23 protein-coding genes and 1 tRNA gene are annotated in these 22702 nt (G+C 66.3%); 20 read left to right on the forward strand and 4 right to left on the reverse strand.

Going from position 1 to position 22702, the window contains the following annotated elements:
- The first annotated feature begins 57 nt into the window (after positions 1-57).
- Positions 58-3153, forward strand: coding sequence for a YhdP family protein (locus BN60_RS08410; protein WP_020695580.1), 3096 nt, complete (start codon positions 58-60; stop codon positions 3151-3153).
- Between the two features lie 35 nt (positions 3154-3188).
- Here the strand turns inward: BN60_RS08410 and tyrS are convergent, their stop codons facing one another.
- Positions 3189-4442, reverse strand: coding sequence for a tyrosine--tRNA ligase (gene tyrS / locus BN60_RS08415; RefSeq protein WP_020695581.1), 1254 nt, complete (start codon positions 4440-4442; stop codon positions 3189-3191).
- Between the two features lie 96 nt (positions 4443-4538).
- On the opposite strand from tyrS, the gene BN60_RS08420 reads away from it, so the two are divergent.
- Positions 4539-5636 (forward strand): anhydro-N-acetylmuramic acid kinase, encoded by a 1098-nt coding sequence (locus BN60_RS08420; RefSeq protein ID WP_043283749.1) that lies wholly within the window; start codon positions 4539-4541, stop codon positions 5634-5636.
- Here BN60_RS08420 and BN60_RS08425 read toward each other — a convergent pair.
- The gene (locus tag BN60_RS08425; RefSeq protein ID WP_020695583.1) at positions 5633-6307 is read right to left on the reverse strand and encodes an alpha/beta hydrolase; all 675 of its coding nucleotides are present in this window, start codon (positions 6305-6307) and stop codon (positions 5633-5635) included. The two genes, BN60_RS08420 and BN60_RS08425, sit on opposite strands and share 4 nt — an antisense overlap.
- A 224-nt stretch (positions 6308-6531) precedes the next feature.
- Here BN60_RS08425 and BN60_RS08430 point away from each other — a divergent pair, with 224 nt between their 5' ends.
- From BN60_RS08430 to BN60_RS30775, 11 genes are all read left to right on the forward strand, one after another.
- Complete coding sequence (locus tag BN60_RS08430) at positions 6532-7023, forward strand: Rrf2 family transcriptional regulator (protein ID WP_020695584.1); 492 nt, start codon at positions 6532-6534, stop codon at positions 7021-7023.
- Between the two features lie 14 nt (positions 7024-7037).
- Positions 7038-8162, forward strand: a complete 1125-nt coding sequence (locus BN60_RS08435; RefSeq protein WP_020695585.1) for a cysteine desulfurase family protein — start codon at positions 7038-7040, stop codon at positions 8160-8162.
- An 18-nt stretch (positions 8163-8180) separates the two neighbouring features.
- Positions 8181-9419: an IscS subfamily cysteine desulfurase gene (locus BN60_RS08440; protein ID WP_020695586.1), complete on the forward strand. Its 1239-nt coding sequence runs from the start codon at positions 8181-8183 to the stop codon at positions 9417-9419.
- Between the two features lie 54 nt (positions 9420-9473).
- Complete coding sequence (gene iscU, locus BN60_RS08445) at positions 9474-9881, forward strand: Fe-S cluster assembly scaffold IscU (protein WP_020695587.1); 408 nt, start codon at positions 9474-9476, stop codon at positions 9879-9881.
- Positions 9882-9903: 22 nt separating this feature from the next.
- The gene (locus BN60_RS08450; RefSeq protein ID WP_020695588.1) at positions 9904-10302 is read left to right on the forward strand and encodes a HesB/IscA family protein; all 399 of its coding nucleotides are present in this window, start codon (positions 9904-9906) and stop codon (positions 10300-10302) included.
- 9 nt (positions 10303-10311) lie between these two features.
- Positions 10312-10824: a Fe-S protein assembly co-chaperone HscB gene (hscB, locus tag BN60_RS08455; protein WP_020695589.1), complete on the forward strand. Its 513-nt coding sequence runs from the start codon at positions 10312-10314 to the stop codon at positions 10822-10824.
- Positions 10821-12716, forward strand: a complete 1896-nt coding sequence (hscA, locus tag BN60_RS08460) for a Fe-S protein assembly chaperone HscA (RefSeq protein WP_020695590.1) — start codon at positions 10821-10823, stop codon at positions 12714-12716. Before hscB ends, hscA begins: the two co-directional genes overlap by 4 nt.
- An 18-nt stretch (positions 12717-12734) precedes the next feature.
- Complete coding sequence (locus tag BN60_RS08465; RefSeq protein ID WP_020695591.1) at positions 12735-13070, forward strand: ferredoxin family 2Fe-2S iron-sulfur cluster binding protein; 336 nt, start codon at positions 12735-12737, stop codon at positions 13068-13070.
- A 15-nt stretch (positions 13071-13085) separates the two neighbouring features.
- Complete coding sequence (iscX, locus tag BN60_RS08470) at positions 13086-13292, forward strand: Fe-S cluster assembly protein IscX (protein ID WP_020695592.1); 207 nt, start codon at positions 13086-13088, stop codon at positions 13290-13292.
- 82 nt (positions 13293-13374) lie between these two features.
- The gene (locus BN60_RS28740) at positions 13375-13950 is read left to right on the forward strand and encodes a hypothetical protein (protein WP_020695593.1); all 576 of its coding nucleotides are present in this window, start codon (positions 13375-13377) and stop codon (positions 13948-13950) included.
- 27 nt (positions 13951-13977) lie between these two features.
- A complete protein-coding gene (locus BN60_RS30775) occupies positions 13978-14520 on the forward strand; it encodes a hypothetical protein (protein ID WP_215905893.1) in 543 nt (180 codons plus the stop codon).
- A 12-nt stretch (positions 14521-14532) separates the two neighbouring features.
- Here the strand turns inward: BN60_RS30775 and BN60_RS08485 are convergent, their stop codons facing one another.
- Positions 14533-14994, reverse strand: a complete 462-nt coding sequence (locus BN60_RS08485; RefSeq protein ID WP_177324785.1) for a hypothetical protein — start codon at positions 14992-14994, stop codon at positions 14533-14535.
- A gap of 53 nt (positions 14995-15047) precedes the next feature.
- Between BN60_RS08485 and mnmA the strand changes: the two genes are divergently transcribed.
- The 6 genes from mnmA (at position 15048) to BN60_RS08515 (ending at position 20141) form a co-directional block, all read left to right on the forward strand.
- Complete coding sequence (gene mnmA, locus BN60_RS08490; RefSeq protein ID WP_020695596.1) at positions 15048-16172, forward strand: tRNA 2-thiouridine(34) synthase MnmA; 1125 nt, start codon at positions 15048-15050, stop codon at positions 16170-16172.
- A gap of 2 nt (positions 16173-16174) precedes the next feature.
- Positions 16175-16537, forward strand: a complete 363-nt coding sequence (locus BN60_RS08495) for a VOC family protein (RefSeq protein WP_020695597.1) — start codon at positions 16175-16177, stop codon at positions 16535-16537.
- A gap of 51 nt (positions 16538-16588) precedes the next feature.
- Positions 16589-17596: a Bug family tripartite tricarboxylate transporter substrate binding protein gene (locus tag BN60_RS08500; RefSeq protein WP_020695598.1), complete on the forward strand. Its 1008-nt coding sequence runs from the start codon at positions 16589-16591 to the stop codon at positions 17594-17596.
- A 37-nt stretch (positions 17597-17633) separates the two neighbouring features.
- Entirely contained in the window at positions 17634-18905 is a 1272-nt protein-coding gene (locus tag BN60_RS08505) for an alkaline phosphatase family protein (protein ID WP_020695599.1), read from the forward strand.
- A gap of 67 nt (positions 18906-18972) precedes the next feature.
- Positions 18973-19049, forward strand: a tRNA-Met gene (locus BN60_RS08510).
- 69 nt (positions 19050-19118) lie between these two features.
- Positions 19119-20141 carry an NAD(P)/FAD-dependent oxidoreductase gene (locus BN60_RS08515; protein ID WP_020695600.1) on the forward strand — a complete coding sequence of 341 codons (1023 nt, stop codon included), beginning with the start codon at positions 19119-19121 and terminating at the stop codon, positions 20139-20141.
- 19 nt (positions 20142-20160) lie between these two features.
- On the opposite strand, the gene BN60_RS08520 is transcribed toward BN60_RS08515, so the two are convergent.
- Positions 20161-21624: an amidohydrolase family protein gene (locus BN60_RS08520; RefSeq protein WP_043285141.1), complete on the reverse strand. Its 1464-nt coding sequence runs from the start codon at positions 21622-21624 to the stop codon at positions 20161-20163.
- A 121-nt stretch (positions 21625-21745) separates the two neighbouring features.
- Between BN60_RS08520 and BN60_RS08525 the strand changes: the two genes are divergently transcribed.
- Positions 21746-22702, forward strand: coding sequence for a dihydrodipicolinate synthase family protein (locus tag BN60_RS08525; protein WP_020695602.1), 957 nt, complete (start codon positions 21746-21748; stop codon positions 22700-22702).

Below are 22702 nucleotides of genomic sequence, written 5' to 3' on the forward strand. Positions count from 1 at the left end.
CCGTTGGCACGCTCGCCCAAGCGAGTCACCATCGTCAAGAACCGGAAAGAGTCGGTTTTGGTCAAGCGAACCTATCGGGTCTGTGTCCGTGTCGTGGCCGGTGTCGTCCTGACACTCGCCGCGCTGGTCATCGTGGCGGCAATCCGCCTGTCGGCCGGTCCGGTCGATCTCGACTTCCTGAAGCCCCAGATCACGCGCCTGATCGACGCGCCCGGCAACGACATCCGCCCCCAGTTCGACCGTCTCGCCTTCGAATGGACGGCCCTCAACCAGCCGATGCGGCTGGCCTTCCAGGGGCTGCGCTTCACCAACGACCAGAATCAGGTCATCGCCTCGGCGCCCGACGCGGCCCTGACCTTCGAGCCTCGCTCGGTCTTCCAGGGAATCTTCCTGCCGACGGCGGTCGTGGTCGAGCGGCCGGTCATCGAGGCCGACATCGCCCGCGACGGCGGGGTCTTCAAACGCATCTTCACGTCCGAGACCGGCGGCGCGCAGGGCGAGGCGGTGTCGATCCTGATCGACCAGCTCCTGGCCGAACCGAACTACAAATCGCTGATGGGCCAGCTCGACTCGGTGAAGGTGCAGCAGGCCACCGTCACTTTGCGAGACCTGAAGTCGGGTCTTGTCTGGGTGGCGCCGGGCGCGAATGCCGAGCTGAGACGCGATGCCGCCGGCGTGTCGATCAAGGCCAATGCGCGTTTCACAGGGCATGGCGATCCGGTCGATACCTCGTTCTCGGGCGTTTATACGCGAGATCGCAGCCGCATTCTTGTCGATGCCAGGATCGATGGCTTCAAGCCCTGGGTGTTCGCCGATCTGTCGCCCGATCTCGTTCTGTTGCGCGGTGTCGACGTCAAGTTGTCGGGCCACATGCAGATCGAAGCGAGCGGGCAGGGCGAAATCCGGACGGTCGGCGTGGACATTACCGGCGGTGCCGGCAGCGTCACCCTGCCGGGTATCCTGCAAGCGGCGCACGAGGTGCGCGGCATGAAAGCTCGCTTCTCGGTCGATGCCACCGAACACGTCGCCAAGATCGACAAGGTCGAAATGGATTTCGGCGCCGCCAGGATCCTCGTCACGGGCAGCGGCACGCGCACCGAGGACAGCCGCACCTTCTCGGGCCGGGCCGAAATCCGGCAGATCCCGATCGACAAGCTGCGCGACTACTGGCCGCTCGAATTCGCGACGGGTGGACGCGAATGGGCGATGGCGAATCTCAGCAACGGCGCACTCGATATTGCCGCAGAGTTCGCGCTGAGTTCGCCGGTCGACGATATTTCGGCAATGAAGGTCGACCGGCTGGTCGGCCTGCTGGAGTACGGCGGCATGACCGTGCGCTATATGCCGCACATGCCCGAGCTGCAGGACGTCTCGGGCAAGGCGCGTTACGAGAACGGCAGCTTGCGTTTCGACGTGGTGCGGGGCGGGGCCGTTGGCCTGAAGGTCGTCGATGGTTCCATTGAGCTGACCGGCCTCGACGGCTCAGTGCAGACGGCCGCCTTGCGCTTGCCGATCACGGGTTCTGCTCAGGACGTCATCCGCTTCCTGGCACGGCCCAAGCTCGGCCTGTCCAAGGACGTTCTTTACGACTATCGCCGGCTGGGCGGCGATGTCGAGATCGACCTGTCCCTGGGCTTCCCGCTCATCAATGCACTTGCCGTTGCCGATATCGACATCAAGGCCGACGCCACGCTCACGTCGTTCTCGCTCAAGGACGTGCTGGGCGACCTCGATCTCACCGACGCCACGGCACGCCTGAAATATGGCGACTCCGAACTCAGCGTCTCAGGGCAGGGCAAGCTCGACGGCAATACCATCGACCTCAACTGGCGCGAGCTGTTCGCGGCCAAGGCGCCGTTTCGCCGGCGCTACGACGTCAAGGGGACGGTGAACGCCGACATCGTGGGCAAGGCGGGCTTCCCCGCCGTCGATCCCTTCATTACCGGCCCGATCGGCACCACGCTCTCCTATCAAGTCGCGACCAACGGCACGAGCGAGGTCGTGGGCCGCTTCGATCTCAAGGGAGCGAAGGTCTTCGTCGAGCCGCTCGCGTTAACCAAGGTGGCCGGCGCCGAGGGGCTGGCCAACCTGACTCTGAAGCTCGCGCCCGGCGGCAAGCTCGCGACGGCGGACTTCGAAGGCCGCGGTGCCGGTCTGCAGGCGAAGGGCCAGGCGCGTTTCGGTCCCGACAATCTGCTTCAGCAGATTACGGTGCAGCAGGCGAAGCTCGGCAGGTCGGACGTATCGTTCGACTGGAAGCGCGTCCCTGCCGGCGTCGAGATGTCGGTGAAGGGCCAGTCGCTGGAGCTGGCACGCGTGCAGGAAATGCTGCGGGCCCGCAACGAGATCGCCAAGCGGGAACCCAAGGGGCCGGCTGCCGACGCCCGCAACAGCACGAAGATGACGCTTCAGATTCAGGACGTGATTCTGAAGCATGGGTCGCTGGGCTACCTCAATGGCCGCTTCGAGATGATGGGCGATCGCGTAACCTTTGCCGATCTCGGCATGGGGGCGGGCAAGGGCTCGACCTTCCGCGTGACGCCGGGCCAATCCGGCCGCACGCTCTTCCTCTACGTTGCGGACTTCGGGCAGCTACTCTCGCAGGCCGGCTGGATGGACGGCCTGGTCAACGGCTACCTGCACATAGAAGGGAAATTCAACGATCTCTGGGCCGATCCTCCCCTCGACGGCACTTTGAAGATGGGCCCCTACCGCCTGCAGAAAGTGTCGCCGCGACCCGACATCGGCACGCTCAATGCCGCCATCGACGGTCTGAACAGTGCCGGCAACGCGCTGCAGCAGTTCGACAGTCTCAGCGCCAACGTTTCCAAGGCGGGCGACCGCATCCAGGTGCGCAACGGCCGCACCAGCGGTCAATCCATCGGCCTCACGACCCAGGGCATCGTCGATGTCGGCAACGAAACGGCCCAGCTCTACGGCGTGATCGTGCCGGCCTTTGCGCTGAACAATCTCCTGTCCAACGTGCCGCTGCTGGGGCCGCTGCTGACCGGCGGCAAGGATGGCGGCATGTTTGCCATCTCGTACCAACTCCATGGCCGGTTCGACGACTTGAAGAGCGACGTCAACATGATGTCGGCCGTAACGCCCGGCGCCCTGCGCGAGATCTTCAACGCGCCGCTGGCCCCGAAGTAGTCGGTCGCTGTCGGGAGAGGCCGAGACTCTCCGACTCAGACCGCACGCACCAGGACGTGCCGTTTGCGGCCGGCCGAGAGCTTCAGCGTACCCGAGGAATCGAGGTCGGCTTCGCCCACGGTCGCCGTGTCGCTGACGATCGGCTTGTCGTTCAGCCGGGCGCCGCCGCCCTTGATGAGCTTGCGCGCCTCGTTGCGGCTTTCCGTCAGGCCGGCGTCGTGCAGCAGTTCGAAGGCGGCGATGCCGGCCTTGAGCTTCCCGCGCGCCATGTCGATGGTCGGCAGCGTCTCGGCCTTGGCGCCTTCCTCGAAGGTACGGCGTGCGGTTTCGGCGGCGCTGTCGGCGGCCTGCTTGCCGTGCGCCAGCGTCGTCACCTCGGTCGCGAGGATCTTCTTCGCCTCGTTGATCTCCTGGCCCTGCAGCGCCTCAAGCCGCGCGATCTCGGACAGGGGCATGTCGGTGAACAGCTTGAGGAAGCGGCCGACGTCGGCATCCTCGGTGTTGCGCCAGTATTGCCAGAAATCGTAGGGCGACAGCCGGTCGGGGTTGAGCCACACTGCGCCTGCGGCCGTCTTGCCCATCTTGGCGCCAGACGCGGTCGCGAGCAGCGGCGAGGTGAGCGCAAACAGTTCGGCGCCCTGCATGCGGCGGCCGAGATCGGCGCCCATGACGATATTGCCCCACTGGTCGGAGCCGCCCATCTGCGCGATGCAGTTGTAGCGCTTGTGCAGCTCCACGAAGTCGTAGGACTGCAGGATCATGTAGTTGAATTCGAGGAAGGTGAGCGGCTGGTCGCGATCGAGCCGCAGCTTGACCGAATCCATGGTCAGCATGCGGTTGACCGAGAAGTGCCGGCCGACATCGCGCAGCAGCGGAATGTAGAGCAGCCCGTCGAGCCAGTCGGCATTGTTGGCCATGACAGCTTCGGTCGGACCGTCGCCGAAGGTGAGGTAGTTCGAGAAGCTGCGCTTGATCGCCGCCATGTTGGAGTCGATCTGCGCCGTCGTCAGGAGCTGGCGCGTCTCGTCGCGGCCCGAGGGATCGCCGACCTTGGTCGTGCCGCCGCCCATCAGGGCGATCGGACGGTGGCCGCTCTTCTGCCACCAGCGCAGGAGCATGATCTGCAGCAAATGTCCGACATGCAGCGAATCGGCGGTGCAGTCGAAGCCGATATAGGCGGTGCGGACGCCGCTCGCGAGAAGTTCGTCGAGGCGCTGAAGGTCGCTGCACTGATGCACCATTCCGCGCTCGTGCACGATCCGCATGAAATCCGACTTGAAACCCGACATATCGCCGTCCGCCGCCGCCTGGCTCGTTTGTTCGTGAAGGGCCGTGGGTGTAACATGTGAGGGTAAGTGCCTCAACGGCTCGCCATACCCCAGACTATGCTCACCCAGCTTGCAACCGAACGGCCGTTGCGCACTCTAGGCCTCATGAGCGGGACCTCGGTCGACGGCGTCGACGTGGCCCTGATCGAGACCGACGGCGAACGTATCGCCTCCTATGGGCCGAGCCTCACCGTTCCCTATGCAGACGAGGTGCGTCGCACGATCCGCGCAGCCTTTGGCGCCGAGCAGGTGTCGGAAGCGACGCGTGCCGCCGAACGGGCCGTGACCGAGGCGCATGCCGACGCCGTGCGACGCTGGTCGAGCGAGCAGGGCGTGCCGCTCTCGACGGTGGATCTCGTGGGCTTCCATGGCCAGACGATCACGCACCGGCCGGAGCGGCGCTTCACCTGGCAGATCGGCGACGGCGCCGCTCTGGCGCGTGCGTTGGGCGTGCGCGTGATCAACGAGCTGCGCATCGCCGATGTCGCCGCAGGCGGGCAGGGCGCACCGCTGGTACCGGCCTATCATGCGGCCCTCGTGCGCGATCTGCCGCGGCCGCTTGCGGTGGTGAACATCGGCGGCGTCGCCAACGTCACTTGGGTGGGGGCGGACGGGGCGCTGCTGGCTTTCGATACCGGCCCGGGCAACGGGCCGATCGACGACTGGTGTGCGCGGCGCGCCGGCCAGCGCTACGACAAGGACGGCGCACTTGCGGCCTCGGGCAAGGTCGACCGCGCGAGGCTCGAACGCTTCGGCGAGCATCGCTACTTTGCGCGCACGCCGCCCAAGTCGCTCGACCGTGGCGATTTCAACGATGCCTGGGCGGAAGGGCTGAGCGCCGCCGATGGCGCCGCGACTCTGACGCGTGGCACGGCACGCGCCATCGCGCTCGCTGCCCGGCATTTCCCGGCGCCGGTTCTTCAATGGGTGGTCTGCGGCGGCGGTGCGCGTAATCCGACGTTGTTGAGTGCGATTGCCGAGGAAACGCACGGCAAGGTCGTGACGGCGGCCGATCTCGGCTGGGACGGCGACGCCCTCGAAGCGCAGGCCTTTGCCTTCCTGGCCGTGCGCTCCCTGCGTGGTTTGCCACTGACCTATCCGACGACGACCGGCGCGCCGCGTCCCATGACGGGCGGCCGCCTCAGCGAACCCTAGGGTTCCTTGTTGCTCGTCGCGCGGCCCGGCGGATTGAGCAGGGATTTGGCAACGTACCTGTCGACATCGACGGCGAGCTTGTCGAGCGAGTCGTGGAAAAAGTGGTTTGCGCCCTTCACGGTGCGCGACTCCACGGTGATGCCCTTCTGCAGCGACAGTCGCGCGACCAGCTTCTGGATGTCGGCGAGCGGCACCACTTCGTCGCGCTCCGCGCCCACGATCAGACCCGAAGAAGGGCAGGGCGCGAGGAAGGCGAAGTCGTAGGAGTTGGCCGGCGGCGCCACCGAGACGAAGCAGTCGATCTCCGGTCGGCGCATCAGCAACTGCATGCCGATCCACGCGCCGAACGAGTAGCCGGCGATCCAGCACGACTTGGCGTCGGCGTTCATGCCCTGCAGCCAGTCGAGTGCCGCGGCCGCATCGGAGAGTTCGCCCATGCCGTTGTCGAAGCGGCCCTGGCTGCGACCGACGCCGCGCGTGTTGAAGCGCAACACCGAGAAGCCGCGATTCACGAAGACATGGAAGAGCGAGAACACGACCTTGTGGTTCATCGTTCCGCCATATTGCGGATGCGGATGGAGGATCAGCGCGATGGGCGCACGTTCTTCCTTGCTCTGGTGATAGCGGCCTTCGAGACGACCCTCGGGGCCGGTGAACATCACGTCAGGCATGGAGACTCCGGTTTTTCACCCTGTTGACCTCCGGTCGTAACCGATTTGGGGCGATCGATGGGGGGGATTCTTGATACTTGACCGACTTACTCGGATTATCTAAATCCCGAGCTACGTAGTTGGTTTTTGCCCGAACCCCGCCTTGAGGGGCCGGAATATCGTAGTAACGCCTTGGTTTTCAAGACCTTTAGGCGTTCCGTAATGCAAGGTCGGATGATCCGGCCATGATGGAGGATGCTGTGAAGCTCAGCACCAAGGGTCGTTACGCCGTTATGGCGATGGTCGATCTGGCGCGCCACGCCCAGGCGAAGCCGGTTTCCCTGTCGGATATTGCCACCCGGCAGGAGATTTCCCTGTCCTATCTCGAACAGCTCTTTGCCCGGCTGCGACGCGCCGGTCTCGTGAAGAGCGTGCGCGGTCCCGGCGGCGGCTACCGTCTGGCCCGCCTGTCGATGGAGACCCGGGTCTCCGAGATCATCCTGGCGGTCGACGAGCCGATCAGCGCCACCCGCTGCACCGAGATGGGGGCGCCCGGCTGCCGCACCGACCGTAGCAAGTGCCTGACCCACGACCTGTGGGAGGAGCTGGGCAACCAGATCCACATGTTCCTGAGCTCGGTTACCCTGCACGACGTGCTGGAGCGCAAGCTGGCGTCGCGCATCGTCGAGGCGCCGGGCGTTCCGGAGGCCGAATCGTCGATGGCCGCCGCCAGCTAGGGACTGCCCGGACCATGGCCGCGTTCGCGTACCTCGACCACAACGCCACCAGCCCCCTGCGGCCGGCCGCGTTCGAGTCGATGGTCGAGGTGCTGCGCGCCGGCGGCAATCCGTCGTCCGTCCATGCCGCCGGGCGCAAGGCCCGCGCCGCCGTCGAGACGGCGCGCCGCCAGGTGGCCGCCCTCGTGGGCGCATTGCCGGCCGAGATTGTCTTCACGTCGGGCGGCACCGAAGCCAACAACCTGGCGCTTTCCGGCGCCGGCCGTCGCCGCGTCCTGGTTTCGGCGGTCGAGCACGACAGCGTGCTGCGCGCCGTGCCGGGGGCGGAGATCGTCGGCGTGGATGGCAACGGCGTCGTCGATCTGGCGGCGCTGGAGCGGGCGCTGGGGTCGTCCGCAGGCGAACCGGCCCTGGTGTCGGTCATGCTGGCCAACAACGAGACCGGCGTGCTGCAGCCGATCGCCGACGTCGTACGCCTGGCGCGCGCCGCCGGTGCGCTGGTCCATTGCGATGCCGTCCAGGCGGCCGGCAAGGTGCCGGTCGAGGTGCATGGTCTCGGCGTCGACTATCTCAGCCTGTCCGCCCACAAGCTCGGCGGCCCGACTGGCGTCGGCGCCCTGATGGTGCGCGACGGCGCCCCCTTCGCGACGGATCGCCGGGGCGGCGGCCAGGAATCCAACCGCCGCGCCGGTACGGAGAACGTGGCCGGGATCGTGGGCTTCGGCGTTGCGGCGCAGGAGGCGGCCGACGGGGGACGCGATCTCGCTGGCTGGCGCGACCGGATCGAATTTTCTCTTGTCCAGATTGCGCCACGAGCACGTGTTTTCGGCGTTGGTGCCAGGCGGTTAGGCAATACGAGCTGCATCTCCATGCCGGGCGTTCCGGCCGAGACGCAGGTCATGTCGCTCGATCTTGCCGGTGTCTGTATCGGTGCCGGAGCGGCCTGTTCGTCGGGCAAGGTCCAGCGGTCGGCCGTTCTGGCGGCCATGGGCGTGCCGGTCGAGGAGGCCGGGAGCGCCATCAGAATTAGCTTGGGCTGGAACACCGAACCGGCCGATATCGAGCGCTTGATCGCCGCGTGGCGGGACCTATATATCCGAGTGACGCAGTCGGATATTTCTCAGGCTGAAGCAGCGTAGGAGTTTCAAGGGGTTAGCATGACAGCCATTACCCAGATCCGGCGCAACGACCAGCCGATCTACCTGGACTACCAGGCGACAACACCCATGGATCCGCGGGTCCTGGAAGTGATGATGCCGTACTTTACCTACAAGTTCGGCAATTCGGGCTCGCGTAGCCACGCCTACGGCTGGGAGGCCGAGGAAGGGGTGGAGAAGGCGCGCAGCCAGATCGCCAAGCTGATCGGGGCGGACGAGAAGGAGGTCATCTACACCTCCGGCGCCACCGAATCGAACAACCTCGCGATCCGCGGCGTGGCCGAGTTCTACAAGGACCGCAAGAACCACATCATCACCACGGTGACGGAGCACAAGTGCGTGCTCGACACCTGCCGCCATCTCGAGCAGCAGGGCTTCGAGGTCACCTATCTGCCGGTCCAGCAGAACGGCCTGCTCGACCTCGACGTGCTGCGCGCGGCGATCACCGACAAGACCGTGCTGGTTTCGGTAATGGCGGTGAACAACGAGATCGGCGTCATCCAGCCGCTGGCCGAGATCGGCAAGATCTGCCGCGAGCGCAAGGTCTTCTTCCACACCGACGCGGCCCAGGCGGCCGGCAAGATCCCGCTCGACGTCGAGGCGATGAACATCGACCTGATGAGCATCTCGGGTCACAAGATCTATGGGCCCAAGGGCATCGGCGCGCTCTACGTCCGGCGCAAGCCGCGCGTGCGGCTGGTCGCCATGATCCATGGCGGCGGCCAGGAGCGCGGTTTCCGCTCGGGCACGCTGCCGACGCCGCTCTGCGTCGGCTTGGGCGAGGCCTGCGAGATCGCGATGAAGGAGATGGATACCGAGGCCAAGCGCCTGGCCAAGCTCCAGGAGCGCATGCTGAAGGGCCTGCAGGCCAAGCTGACGGACATCGTCGTCAACGGCGACCTGGAGCATCGCATCCCGGGCAACCTCAACATCTCCTTCGCCTACGTCGAAGGCGAGTCGCTGATGATGGGGATCAAGAACCTGTCGGTGTCGTCCGGTTCGGCCTGCACCTCGGCGTCGCTGGAGCCCAGCTACGTGCTGCGGGCGCTGGGCGTCGAAGAGGAGATGGCGCACACCTCGCTGCGCATCGGCCTCGGCCGCTTCACGACCGAGCACGAAGTCGACACCGCCGTCGACGAGCTGGTGCGCCACGTCACCAAGCTGCGCGAAATGAGCCCGCTCTGGGAGATGGCCCAGGAAGGGATCGACCTCAAGTCGATCGAATGGGCGGCCCACTAGTTTTACCGATGCGCGGCCTTTTGGGGCGTCGCGCTGAGATTTGAGGAGAGTGTCATGGCCTACAGCGAAAAGCTGATCGACCACTACGAGAATCCGCGCAACATCGGGTCGCTCGACAAGAATGCCGAAGATGTCGGCACGGGTCTGGTTGGCGCTCCGGCCTGCGGCGACGTGATGAAGCTGCAGATCAAGGTCGGCCCGGACGGGCTGATCGAGGATGCCAAGTTCAAGACCTTCGGCTGCGGCTCGGCCATTGCGTCCAGCTCGCTCGTCACCGAATGGGTGAAGGGCAAGACGATCGACGAGGCCGAGACGATCAAGAACACCGACATCGCGCGCCACCTGGCGCTGCCGCCGGTGAAGATTCACTGCTCGGTCCTGGCCGAGGACGCGATCAAGGCGGCAATCGCCGACTATCGCGCCAAGGCCCAGAAGGAAGAGCCGAAAGAAGCGGCCGAGTAGCAGCAGTCGGAGCAAGGTAGCCATGAGCACGACCACGGATACGGCGAAGCCCGCCGCTCCCGCCGCCGCCCCGAGGCCGCGCCGTCCGCGCCCGCAGGTGATGACGGTGACGCCGCTCGCCGCCGAGCGCGTCAAGGCGCTGATCGAGGGCCGCGGCAAGCCGACGGCCGGAATCCGCATCGGCGTGCGCAGCAAGGGCTGCTCGGGCATGAGCTACACGCTCGAATTCGCCGACAAGCAGGAGCCGATGGACGAGGTGGTCGAGGCCGGCGGCATCAGGCTGCTGATCGACCCCAAGGCCTCGCTGTTCCTGATCGGCACCGAGATGGACTACGAGGAAGAGAAGCTGAAGTCGGGCTTCGTGTTCAAGAACCCGAACGAGAAGGGACGCTGCGGCTGTGGCGAGTCCTTCCACGTCTGAAGTCGGATCATGGATCATTTCGCGCGGCTGGGATTGCCGGCGGCGCTGGACATCGAGACGGCCGCACTGGATCGGGCCTATTTCGCCCTCCAGCGGCAGTGGCATCCGGACCGCTTCGTAGGCAAGCACCCCGAGGAGCGCGCCCGCGCCTCGGTCGAGGCTGCGGCCCTCAACGACGCCTATCGCACGTTGAAGGATCCGCTGAGCCGGGCCGTCTATCTCGCCGGGCTCAAGGGCGTGGAACTGCCGGGGGACGGCAAGACCATCGACGATCCCGATCTCCTGATGGAGGCGATGGAGGCACGCGAGGAACTGCATGAGGCGTCGAGCGGCGAGGCGGTCGAAGCACTGGCGGCCAAGGCGCGCGACGAGGTGAACAAGGCAATGGCGGCGCTGGGCAGTTTGTTCTTGGCAAACGACCGGCCGGCCATCAGAAAAACGCTCCTTCGTCTGCGCTACCTCGACAAGTTCGCCGAGGAGGCGCGTGCGCGACGTATGAATATTGAACGGTCCAGGGCATGACTTTGCTGGAGATCCACGAGCCGGGCGAAACGCCTCTGCCGCATGCCGGCGAGGGATCGCTGGCGGTCGGCATCGATCTCGGCACGACCAACTCCGTCGTCGCCATTGCGCGCGAGAGCGTGCCTGCCGCCCTGCACGACGCGACCGGCAAGGCGCTGGTGCCGTCGGTCGTAGCCTATCCGGCGGCCGGTGGTGTCCTGGTGGGCGACGAAGCACGTCAGATCGCGGCCGCCGAGCCGAAGAATGCCGTCTCCTCGATCAAGCGGCTCATGGGCCGCGGTGCGGCCGACGTCCACGCCGTGGCCGGTGTGCTGCCGTACGAGATCGAGCCGGGCACCGGCCAGACCGACATGGTGAAATTGCGCATCGGCGGCAAGGCGCGCTCGCCGGTCGAGATTTCCGCCGAAATCCTGAAGGCGCTGCGGCAGCGCGCCGAGGATGCGTTGGAGAAGCCGGTCGAGCGGGCCGTCATCACCGTGCCGGCCTATTTCGACGATGCCGCCCGCACCGCGACCCGCGACGCCGCGCGGGTGGCCGGCCTCGAAGTGCTGCGGCTAGTGAACGAGCCGACGGCCGCGGCGCTGGCCTATGGTTTGGACAAGGGCTCCGAAGGCCTCTACGCGGTCTACGATCTGGGCGGCGGCACCTTCGACTTCTCCCTGCTGCGGCTCGAGAAGGGCGTGTTCCAGGTGCTGGCGACCGGCGGCGACACGGCGCTGGGCGGCGACGACCTCGATCGCGCCATCGCCGAGCGCATGCTGGCGGAGCGCAAGCGTGATGGTCTTGCCGACGCGGTCGACGAAGCCGCGGTGAAGGCCGCGCTGGCGCTGGCGCGCCACATGAAGGAACAGCTCTCCGACCGGGACCAGACGTCGGGCCGGCTCGATATCGCGGGCGTGCCGTCGTTCCATGCGCTGACGAAGGCCGAGTTCGACGCGATGGCCGACGCGCTCGTCGAGCGGACGCTCGACATTGCCCGCAACGTGCTGGCCGATGCCGGCATGACCGCCGCGGAAGTGCAGGGCGTGGTGCTGGTCGGCGGTTCGACGCGCGTGCCGCTGGTGCGCTCGAAGGTCGCCGGCATGATCGGCAAGCCGCCGCTCACCGATATCGATCCCGACGAGGTCGTGGCGCTAGGCGCTGCGCTTCAGGCCGAGGCTTTGACCGGCGGCAGCGATACCCTGCTGCTCGACGTCACGCCGCTGTCGCTGGGCCTCGAAACCATGGGCGGCATCGTCGAGAAGATCGTGCCGCGCAACACGCCGATCCCCGTGCAGCTCGCGCAGGATTTCACGACCTATCAGGACGGCCAGAGCGCCATGGCGATCCATGTCGTGCAGGGCGAGCGCGAGATGGTTGCGGACTGCCGCAGCCTGGCGCGCTTCGAGCTTCTCGGCATTCCTCCGATGACCGCCGGGGCCGCGCGCATCCGCGTCACCTTTGCGGTCGATGCCGACGGCCTGCTCACGGTCTCTGCCGAGGAGCGAACCACGGGCATTGCCCAGCGCATCGAGGTGAAGCCGTCCTACGGCCTCAGCCACGAAGACATGGCCGACATGCTCTACGACAGCATGGACAATGCCGAAGCCGACATGACCTTGCGCCTGTTGACCGAGGCCAGGGTCGAGGCGCGGCGCAGCTTGTTAGCGCTGGAAGCAGCGCTCGCCAGGGACGGCTCGCTGCTGTCGGCCGAGGAGCGTGCGGCGATCGACGAGGCGCGGGCCGCCGTCGAAACCGCCATGGCCGGCGAAAGCCGCGACGAGATCAATGCCGCTGCCGAAGCGCTGGAGACACTATCGAAGCCCTTCGCCGAACGGCGCATGGACCGCGGCATCCGCGAGGCGCTGTCGGGCCTGTCGGTCGGCGAGTTGGAAAACAGGGTCGGCGAGTAAGGAGCAAGAGAGACTGAGATGCCGAAGATGACGTTCATCCTGAAGGACGGGTCGCCCAAGGAAGTCGATGCGCCCATCGGTCTTAGCGTGCTCGAGATTGCCCACCGCAATCACATCGACATCGAGGGCGCTTGCGAAGGCTCGCTGGCCTGCTCGACCTGCCATGTCGTCGTGGACAAGACCTGGTTCGACAAACTGGCGCCGGCCAGCGACGACGAGGAAGACATGCTCGACCTCGCCTTCGGCCTTACCCACACCTCGCGGCTGGGCTGCCAGATCCGCATGAGCGAATCGCTGGACGGGCTGGTGGTGCGCCTGCCGGCGGCGACGCGCAACATGATGGTCGACAAGTAAGGGGGAGGGCACGCGATGGCAAAGAAGCTGCGCTGGACCGACGTCCACGACATCGCGATCGAACTCGAGGAACGCCACCCCGATATAGACAATGTCAATCTGCGATTCACCGACCTGCACCGCTGGGTGATGGAACTGCCCGATTTCGAAGACGATCCCAACCGCTCCAACGAGAAGATCCTGGAAGCGATCCAGGCGGCCTGGATCGAGGAGCGCGACTAGTGCGCCGCCATCAGGACGCTGGCTCGACGCCGCAATTTAGTCGAAAATAACGGCGATTTTGCTCGGTCTCCGGAGGCCGTCTATGATCGTGAAAAAGGGGCGCCCTGTGCTGCTGCCGCTGATCTTGGCGGTGGGGCTGGGGGCTTGTGCATCCAACGCCGTCCAACCTGGCATTGTCCACACGACGGCGGGCCAGCCCGGCGTCGTTACGACCTCGTCCAGCGTTCCGCCGCCGACGGCAGGTACCGCCTATAACGGCGCGGTGGCCGGACCGGGCCGGGTCGTGTCGATCCGCGAGATCGCCCTGCAGGGCGGGGGTGGCGGCTATCAAGGCAGTGGCCAGGGAACCATGACCGGCGGGTTCCTGGGCGCCGCGGCGGGCGCGGCCATCGGCGGTGCCGTCGGCCAGACCGTCGGCAGTAGCCTGGTCGGCTTGCTGCTCGGCGCAGTCGGCGGGGCCATCGCCGGCAACATCTTCGACGGCCAGCAGGGGGCAGGACGCGGCATCGAGGTCGTGGTCCAGCGCGACGACGGCCAGAACGTCACCATTGCCCAGCGCGACGACGGCGACGTGCAGCTCGGCGACCGGGTGCAGATCGTGCAGGACGGCCGGGGTGTTGCCCGGGCCGTGCGAGACACTTCCCGCACCCCCGACTGAATCGCTAGAGTGGTTTCGTAGAGTTTAGTGAAAGGTCGTCATCGGATGTTCGGCAAATGGATCGGCAAACGGGCGCTGGCCCTCTTGGTTCCGGTTGCGCTCGCAGCCAGCCTGGGTGCCTGTAACGGCAGCAGCGGTGCGGTCCAGCCGGGTGTCGTCAATACGTCGGCGCAGGGTGCCAGCTATCGCGGCGAGACCGGACGTGTGGTGTCGATTCGCGAGGTCCGCGTCCGCGGCCAGCGCGGCGGCATGAACGACGGCACGATGATCGGCGGTACGGTCGGCGCCATCGGCGGTGCGGCGGCGGGCGGCGCGATCTCCAATTCGGTGGGCGGCGCGGTCGTGGGCGGCGTGCTGGGCGCGGTCGGCGGCGCCATTGCCGGTACGGCCATTGACCAGGAATCTACACGCCGCGGTATCGAAATCACGGTGCAGCGCGACGACGGCCAGCGCGTGACGGTGGCGCAGTACGACGACGGCGACATCCAGATGGGCGACCGCGTGGCGATCGTCTATGACCGTAACGGCGTCGCCAAGGTCGTGCGCGACACCGGCCGCCGGCGCGACTGACCGGCGGCGGCCTCAGACGAGGCCGTGATCCTTCAGCACCTGCTGTTCATCGCCCGTGACGTAGGCGAAGATTTCCGGCGCATGCCCATCGGGGATGCGCAGCAGGTAAATGTTGTCGAACTCGATCTCGACCCGTTCGCCGGATTTCTTGCGATAGCTCGACCACCAGCTCGTCTTGGCCATGGCGTGGAAATCGTCGAGCGGCGTCACCTTGAGCGCGCGCACTTCCATGCGTTCCGTGCCGATCTTCCGGTAGAAGGCATAGCCGCGCGGGATCATGAACCGCAGGAGCCAGCCGTTGCGTCCGTCGGAGACCCGCCGGGGATCGCTTCCGACGAAATATTTGGCGAAAGCGGCGAGCGCCCCCGGGATATCGACCCTGGGCGGGGCTTTCAGGGCGTCGTTCATGCGGGCCTGATAGGCCTCGAAAAAGCGCCGGATGGCAGGTTCGTGGTCGCGCATGGTCGACGACAACGCGTCTTCCGGCCCTGTTGTTGCCGATCCGGCGGCCCTATATAGGCCCCCTTATGGCCCGCAATTCCCTCGGTCTCGACAAGGCGCCCGGCGACACCCGCGTGGTGGTGGCGATGTCGGGCGGCGTCGATTCGTCGGTAACTGCGGCGCTGCTGAAGGATCAGGGCTACGATGTAGTGGGGGTCACCCTGCAACTTTACGACCACGGCGTGGCGGTCGGGAAGGCGGGCGCCTGCTGCGCCGGCCAGGATATCCGCGATGCCCGGCAGGTCGCCGACCGCCTCGGCATGCCGCACTACGTGCTCGACTACGAAAGCCGCTTCCGCAACGAGGTGATGGAGTCCTTCGCCGATGCCTATGCGCGTGGCGAGACGCCGGTGCCCTGCATCGCCTGCAATCGAACGGTGAAGTTCCGCGACCTCCTGAAGACGGCGCGCGACCTCGGCGCTGAGGCGCTGGCGACAGGTCACTATGTCCGCCGCGTCGCGGGCGAGGCGGGGCCGGAGCTGCACCGCGGCGCCGACCCGGCGCGCGATCAGAGCTATTTCCTGTTCGGCACGACGCGCGAACAGCTCGACTTCCTGCGTTTCCCTCTGGGTGATCTGCCCAAGAGCGAGACGCGCGCCCTGGCCGAGCGCTTCGACCTCGCCGTCGCCGACAAGCCCGACAGCCAGGACATCTGTTTCGTGCCGAACGGAGATTACGCTTCGGTGGTGCAGAAGCTGCGGCCCGAGGCGGTCGAGCCCGGCGAGATCGTCGACATGACGGGGAGGGTGGTCGGCCGCCACGAAGGCATCGTGCGCTTCACCGTCGGCCAGCGTCGCGGCCTCGCGCTGGGCGGCCGCGAGGGCACCGACAACGATCCGCTCTATGTCGTGCGGCTGGAGCCGGAGACACGACGTGTCGTGGTCGGTCCGCGCAGCGCGCTCGGCCGGGACGAGATCGCGCTCTACGACGTAAATTGGATCGGTCCCGCAACGTCGGGAGCATTGGACGTGCTGGTCCGCGTTCGCTCCAGCCAGACGCTGCGCGCGGCGACCGTCGAGCTGACAGAGGCAGGTGCCATCGTGCGCTTTGCTGAACCTGAGATCGGCGTGTCCCCCGGTCAGGCTTGCGTCGTTTACGACGCCGCCACCGGCAGCCGTGTGTTGGGAGGAGGGTTCATCAAGAGGTTCTAGCGATGATGAAGTTCGATCACCTCAACCTTCCGGTCAGCAATCTCGACCGGTCGCGTGATTGGTACATGTCAACGCTCGGCCTCAAGGTCGAATTCGAAGTCCCAGATCAGCGCACGGTGGCGCCGCAGGATGGCGACGGCTTTGCGATCTTCCTGCAGGAGTCAGAATCGCCGGTCACAGCAGGCGGCACTGCACTCTGGTTCCAGGTCGACGACGTCGATGCAACGCATGCCGAATGGTCGAAACGTGGCGTCGCTTTCGTCCACGGACCGCAAAAGGCCTTCTGGGGATACGGCGCCGAGCTGCACGATCCCGACGGCTACATCGTGCGTCTGTGGGACGCGCGTTCGATGAAAGAAAAATAGGTCACAGGCAGCTGTCATTGCCGCGTCACGGGTCGCTCCGATAAGGCCCGGATGCACGATGATCGATCCCACAGCCTCCTCACGCGGCGCCAACAGCTCCGTATCGCCGCCGGCCTCTTCGCCCTTGGTGCCGCGCCGTCTCTCGCGATGGCGCAGCCGGCGCTCTATCCCGTCAAGCCGGTCAAGCTAATCATCCCTTATCCGCCCGGCGGCGGCACGGACATCACCGGGCGAGCGATGGCTCAGAGGCTCTCGGAATTTCTGGGGCAATCCGTTGTCATCGAGAACAAGCCGGGTGCCACGGGAATGATCGGGGCGGGGAGTGTCGCGAAGAGCACGCCCGACGGCTACACGGTCTTGTTCGGCGCGGCGAGCGAGATGGCGATCAACGCCAGCCTGTTCAAGAACATGACCTACGATCCGCGGAACGACTTCGAGCCAGTCAGTCTCCTCGCGACATTTCCCCTGGTGTTCGTGGCACCTGCCGCGACCTCCCAGTCGCTAGGCCAGCTCATCGACGCGGCGCGGGCAAAGCCGGATACGATCAGCTACGGCTCCATCGGCAGCGGCAGCCCCCAGCATCTCGCCGCCGAGCTTCTCTCGACCATGGCGAAGGCGAAGTTCCTTCATGTTCCCTACAAGGGCTCGGGACCGCTGGTGCAGGATGCCGTTGGTGGCCATCTCAACATGGCGGTGAGCAGCGTACCGCCGGCGGTTCCTCTCGTTCGGTCGGGCAAGCTGCGCGCGCTTGCCGTGACGTCGTCGAAGCGGTCGGAAGCCTTGCCCGATGTTCCGACGATGGCTGAGCTCGGCTTCCCCGGCTATGAGTTCAACACCTGGGTCGGTGTTGCCGTGCCGAAGGGAACGCCGAAGGAAATTGTGGATCGCCTGCACGATGGCTTGGTTGCCGCCCTGGCCGCCAGCGACGTGCAGGCCGCCCTGCGCGATCAGGGTGCCGTTCCGGCAGGCTCGACGCCCGAGCAGTTCCGGCAGTTCGTCCGCGCGGAAGTCGCGAAGAGCGACAGGATCGTTTCGGAAGCCGGCATACAGGCGGAATGACGATGGCCTCGGGCGCGGCATTGCCTATCATGCCGGCATGACTTCTTCCCGCCGCCGCCGGGCCATCCTGATCGTCTGCGATGGCCTCGGTGCAGAATGGATCGATGCGGAGCGGACGCCGACGCTGGCGCGCTTGCAGGCCGCGCATCGCAGCGCCGGCGACCACCGCGCGGTATTCCCCTCGGTGACGCGCGTCTCGGCGGCGTCCATCGCCACCGGCTGCCATCCGGCGCGGCACGGGCTCGAAGGCAACCAGATGGCGCTGTTCGAGGATGGTCGGCTCACCGTGCACAATGTCGGCGCGCCGACTTTCCGGCAGACCATGCGGCAGGCGACGGGCCGGACGTTGCGCGTGCCGACGCTTGCCGAGCGGCTGGTCTCGTGCGGCGGACAGGTGGCCTACTCGAATGTGTCGCCCGGTGCGGCCTACTTCCTCGATCCCGATCATTTTGGAACCGTGCTGCATCGCGCCGGCTCCTTCGCTCCCGGAGGGGCGGCGCTCACGGGCGCTGCGCATCTCGCCGTTACGCACGATCTCGCCGGCGACATCGAGATGACGCGACGCTTCTGTGCCGAGGTCGTGCCGTCGGAGGCGCAGGCGCTCGCTGTCCTGTGGCTGGCCAATCCGGACCTCACCTCGCATCACGAGCCGCTGGGCTCGCCCGAGCATCTGCACGCCCTGAAGGTGACGGACGGGCTGGTGTCGGAAGTTCTCGACGCGGTGCGGGCGCACGAGGATCGCTTCGACACGCTGATACTGGTGGGCTCGGATCATGGGCACGAGACGGTCGGCCGCTCCGTGCATGTCGGCCGCTGGCTGTCGGACAATGGTCTGGAGGCCGAGCTGCGGCACGGCCGGATCGCCGTCGCCTCGCAGGGCACCAGCGGTCTGATCTACGCCACGGAAAAGGCGAGGCCCGCGCTCGACGAGGTGTTGCCGCGCATGCACAAGGAGCCGTGGGCCGGCGCGATCCTCACCGGCGAGGCGCTGGCGGCCACGGGACTCTCCGGAACGATGCTGGTCGCGGCCGTCGACACGGCGCGTCACGACGAGCACAACGGCTACGGCGTCGCGGGAACGCGCTGGCTGGTCGAGGACGGAGAGGGTCCGCCGGAGATCGGCTGCGGTCATCATGGCGGGCTGGGGCCGCAGGAAACGCGGCCGTTCCTGGTAATCGCGCATGCCGATTTCGGCCAGGGCCGCATCGAGCGCACGACCAGTCTGGTCGACATTGCGCCCACCATTCTGGATTTTCTCGGGCAGCCTGCAGACAGGCTCGACGGCGCCGCGATAACGGCCTGCCGCTGACGGGTCGGGAAGCGAATTCGCCTTTCTTGACAGGGCACTGCGGCGCCGCATAAAAGCGCGCACCCATGGCTGGGTAGCTCAGCTGGTTAGAGCACGGCACTCATAATGCCGGGGTCGGCGGTTCAAGTCCGCCCCCAGCTACCAAATTCTGGCCCCCGGTCCATCACAGCCGGGGGCCTTTCATTTGCGCGCGGTCTGCGCCAGTTTAGGATCATGGCCAACGGACATACGCACCAGACCGACGTCGTTATCATAGGCGCGGGGCCCGTGGGCCTCTTCACCGTGTTCGAGTGCGGCATGGTTCGCCTCAACTGCCATGTCGTCGACGTGCTCGACGATGCCGGCGGGCAATGCACGGCGCTCTATCCCGAAAAACCGATCTACGACATCCCGGGCTTTCCGCGCATCGAAGCGGCCGAACTGATCGTCCGCCTGAAGGCGCAGGCCTCGCCCTTTCGCCCTGTCTACCATCTCGGCCAGCAGGTCCAGGCGGTCGAGCCGCTGACCGGCGGCTTCTGGCGGGTCACGACCTCCAAGGGCACGGTGCTGCAGGCCAAGGCGGTGATCATCGCCGCCGGCGTCGGCGCCTTCGGTCCCAACCGGCCGCCGCTCGACGGCATCGAAGCCTACGAAGGCAAGAGCGTTTTCTATTACGTGACGCACCGCGAGACCTTCAGCGGCCGCAAGGTGGTGATTGCGGGTGGCGGCGATACGGCGGTCGACTGGGCGCTGTCCCTGGCCGAGGTCGCGAGTCGCGTGACGGTGGTCCATCGCCGCGATCGGTTCCGCGCCGCGCCGGAGAGCGAAGCGCGGCTGAAGGCGCTGGCGAAGGCCGGCAAGATCGACCTTGTCGTGCCCTATCAACTTCATGGCCTCGAAGGGACTGCAGGCCATCTCTCGTCGGTGGTCGTTTCGACGCTCGATGGTGCCACCAAGAAGATTGCTGCCGACGTGCTGCTGCCGTTCTTCGGCCTGTCGATGTCGCTGGGGCCGATTGCGGAGTGGGGACTTGCGCTGGAGCGCAACCAGATCGAGATCGACCCGTCGACCTCGGCCACGAGCAAGCCCGGCATCTTCGCCGTCGGCGACGTCGTCACCTATCAGGGCAAGCTGAAGCTGATCCTGACGGGCTTCTCCGAGGCCGCCATCGCGGCGCGCTCGGCCTATGCGCTGATCCGCCCCGAAACGCCACTGCACTTCGAGTATTCGACGACCTCGGGCGTGCCGGACGCTTAGACGTCGGCTTTCGTCGACGTCACGTCACCGGACGAGACTGCGGCAGGCGTTCGCGTGTGCCATAGACCGGCGGCGCGAGCTGCTCGGCGGTGCGGCCGGCCCAGTCGCGCTGGCTCACCGTTTCGAGCCGCTTGCGCTGGCCTTCGATCAGGCCCGCGGTCGCGGCTTCGACATCGACCGTGAGCACCTTGCCGTCGTGCACCACTTGCGTGCCGTCGACATAGACGTGGCGGATGGCGCGGTCGCTCGCCGAATAGATCAAGCTGCGCACTGGCTCGTGGGCCGGCTGCATGTAGGGATGGCTCATGTCGACCAATGAGAAGTCGGCCTTGCAACCCGGCGCCAGGCGTCCGAGGTCGGGCCGGCGCAGGATCCTGGCGCCGCCGACCGTGGCCGCCTCGAAGGCATGCCGCGTCGTGCCCATCTTGTAGTTCATGGTGAAGACGCGGGCGAGGTAACAGCTCAGCCGGATCTCATCGAGCATGTTGTGCGGGAAGGTATCCGTGCCGATGCCGACGGTGATGCCCGCGTTCATGTAGCGGCCGATCGAGTTCATCACCATGCCGCGACGCGCGAACACCGTCGGGCAGTGCGCCACCGACGCTCCCGAATCGCGCAGGCGCTCGAAGTCGTTGGCGTGCGGGTAGTGGATCTGCGGATGGTCGTTGAGGAAGATGCCGTGGCCGATGACGAGATCGGGGCCGAGCACGCCGATCGAGTCCAGCCACTCGATGGGCGTCTTGCCGTGGCGATGGACCATCTCGTGGAACTCGACGACGGCCTGGCAGGCATGTGTCTGCATCGGCAGGCCGCGCCGCCGCGCTTCCTGCAGCGCTTCCTTGAAGAAGCCTTCCCGGCAGGTGTCGATCTGCGCCGGGCCGACCATGCCTGAGAGGCGGCCGCTCGGATGTCTGGCGGCCTCGTCGAGCGTCTTCATCGAGGCCTCGAAGGCCTTCGCGCCGGCCTTCTCGTCCCAGGCGTATTCGACGGTGTAGCCGTTCTTGGTGTACCAGACGCCTTGGCGCATCATCGGACAGACGACGGCGCGAATGCCGGTCGAGGCGAGGTCGTCGACCCAGCCGTCGCGCGCCATCGACAGGTCGGTGATGGTCGTGACGCCGCTCTTCAGCAGCTCGGACACCGCGACCTTCGACGAGGGACCGGCATCCTCGGGATTGAGACCGAAGACGGTGAGATATTCGTAGAGCGAACTTTGACCCAGCTTGTCGCTGCCATACTCCTCGGTGAGCCCCTTGTTGGCGGGCTCCGAGAAGGGATGGCTGTGGACGTTCACCAGGCCGGGAATCGCCATCATCCCCTTGCCGTCGATGGTCGTGTCGACCGGGCCCGTGTAGCCCGGGCCGATATGCGCGATCTCGTTGCCCCTGAACACGAAGTCGGCGTCTTCGAGGTAGACATGCCGCTGTTCGGCTTCGTCCCACGCAACGATATGGTCGAGGCTGGTGATCCTGGTCGTCTTCATGTTCATTTTTGTCCGAAACTTGCTTCTCTTCGGGTAAGAACACTGGCCGACCCGACGATGCTCGACAAGCGCCCCACGGGTGGCATGATCGCTGCAGCAAGCGCCTCGAGGAGCGTCGACCATGTCGTCAAACAAGCTGAATGAGCAGGCAAAAGGCGTTTTCATCATCGCGGCGACGCCGTTTACCGACGATGGTGCGCTCGACCTGCAGAGCGTCGATACGCTGACCGATTTTTATTTGGGCTGCGGCGTACATGGATTCACCCTGCTCGGGATGATGGGCGAGGCGCACAAGCTCACGGCCGAAGAATCGATCTCCGTGGTCAACCGCGTGATCGGCCGCGCGCAGGGCCGCCAGGTGATCGTCGGCGTGAGCCATGCCGGGCTTGAGAATGTGCGGCGTCTCTCGCACGAGGCGATGATCGCAGGCGCCGCCGGCGTCATGGTAGCGCCGCCGCCGGGCCTCAAGGGCGACGAGGGCATCTACAATTACTATGCGCAGGTCTTCCAGGCGCTGGGTCCCGACATTCCGGTCGTCTACCAGGACTATCCGCAAACCACCGGCGTCTATCTGCCAGCCAACGTGTTCGAGCGTCTGGTCGACGACTTCAAGCAGCTCGTCATGCTGAAGCACGAGGATGCGCCGGGTCTCGCCAAGCTGACGCGCATTCGCGAAGGCGAGAAGAAGCCGGGCCGCCGCCGGGTCTCGATCCTGGTCGGCAATGGCGGCCTTTACTATCCGCAGGAAATGCGGCGCGGCGCCGACGGCGCCATGACGGGCTTCGCCTGGCCGGAGATGCTGGTGCAGGTCTACGACCTCTTCGCCAAGGGCAAGCCCGAGGAGGCGGAGGATCTGTTCGACATCTATCTGCCGCTCGTGCGCCACGAGGTGCAGCCGGCCATCGGCCTCGCGCTGCGCAAGGAAGTCCTGTTCCGCCGCGGCGCTATCAAGAGCCCGAAGCAGCGCGCGCCCGGCTCGTCGCTGACCGCGACCGACAAGGCCGAGCTAGACTCTCTGATTGCGCGCCTCGAAAGGCGATTGGCTGGCGCCGGCCGTTTGCCCAAGGCGGCGGAGTAG

The sequence above is a fragment of the Reyranella massiliensis 521 genome (assembly GCF_000312425.1).
GTDB classification, from domain to species: Bacteria; Pseudomonadota; Alphaproteobacteria; order Reyranellales; family Reyranellaceae; genus Reyranella; species Reyranella massiliensis.

Coding starts and splice junctions, on each gene's coding strand:
- tyrS (WP_020695581.1), bottom strand. CDS start 4,442: ATGTCGGGTTTCAAGTCGGATTTCATGCGGATCGTGCACGAGCGCGGA.
- BN60_RS08420 (WP_043283749.1), top strand. CDS start 4,539: ATGCTCACCCAGCTTGCAACCGAACGGCCGTTGCGCACTCTAGGCCTC.
- BN60_RS08425 (WP_020695583.1), bottom strand. CDS start 6,307: ATGCCTGACGTGATGTTCACCGGCCCCGAGGGTCGTCTCGAAGGCCGC.
- BN60_RS08430 (WP_020695584.1), top strand. CDS start 6,532: ATGATGGAGGATGCTGTGAAGCTCAGCACCAAGGGTCGTTACGCCGTT.
- BN60_RS08435 (WP_020695585.1), top strand. CDS start 7,038: ATGGCCGCGTTCGCGTACCTCGACCACAACGCCACCAGCCCCCTGCGG.
- BN60_RS08440 (WP_020695586.1), top strand. CDS start 8,181: ATGACAGCCATTACCCAGATCCGGCGCAACGACCAGCCGATCTACCTG.
- iscU (WP_020695587.1), top strand. CDS start 9,474: ATGGCCTACAGCGAAAAGCTGATCGACCACTACGAGAATCCGCGCAAC.
- BN60_RS08450 (WP_020695588.1), top strand. CDS start 9,904: ATGAGCACGACCACGGATACGGCGAAGCCCGCCGCTCCCGCCGCCGCC.
- hscB (WP_020695589.1), top strand. CDS start 10,312: ATGGATCATTTCGCGCGGCTGGGATTGCCGGCGGCGCTGGACATCGAG.
- hscA (WP_020695590.1), top strand. CDS start 10,821: ATGACTTTGCTGGAGATCCACGAGCCGGGCGAAACGCCTCTGCCGCAT.
- BN60_RS08465 (WP_020695591.1), top strand. CDS start 12,735: ATGCCGAAGATGACGTTCATCCTGAAGGACGGGTCGCCCAAGGAAGTC.
- iscX (WP_020695592.1), top strand. CDS start 13,086: ATGGCAAAGAAGCTGCGCTGGACCGACGTCCACGACATCGCGATCGAA.
- BN60_RS28740 (WP_020695593.1), top strand. CDS start 13,375: ATGATCGTGAAAAAGGGGCGCCCTGTGCTGCTGCCGCTGATCTTGGCG.
- mnmA (WP_020695596.1), top strand. CDS start 15,048: ATGGCCCGCAATTCCCTCGGTCTCGACAAGGCGCCCGGCGACACCCGC.
- BN60_RS08495 (WP_020695597.1), top strand. CDS start 16,175: ATGATGAAGTTCGATCACCTCAACCTTCCGGTCAGCAATCTCGACCGG.
- BN60_RS08500 (WP_020695598.1), top strand. CDS start 16,589: ATGCACGATGATCGATCCCACAGCCTCCTCACGCGGCGCCAACAGCTC.
- BN60_RS08505 (WP_020695599.1), top strand. CDS start 17,634: ATGACTTCTTCCCGCCGCCGCCGGGCCATCCTGATCGTCTGCGATGGC.
- BN60_RS08515 (WP_020695600.1), top strand. CDS start 19,119: ATGGCCAACGGACATACGCACCAGACCGACGTCGTTATCATAGGCGCG.
- BN60_RS08520 (WP_043285141.1), bottom strand. CDS start 21,624: ATGAAGACGACCAGGATCACCAGCCTCGACCATATCGTTGCGTGGGAC.
- BN60_RS08525 (WP_020695602.1), top strand. CDS start 21,746: ATGTCGTCAAACAAGCTGAATGAGCAGGCAAAAGGCGTTTTCATCATC.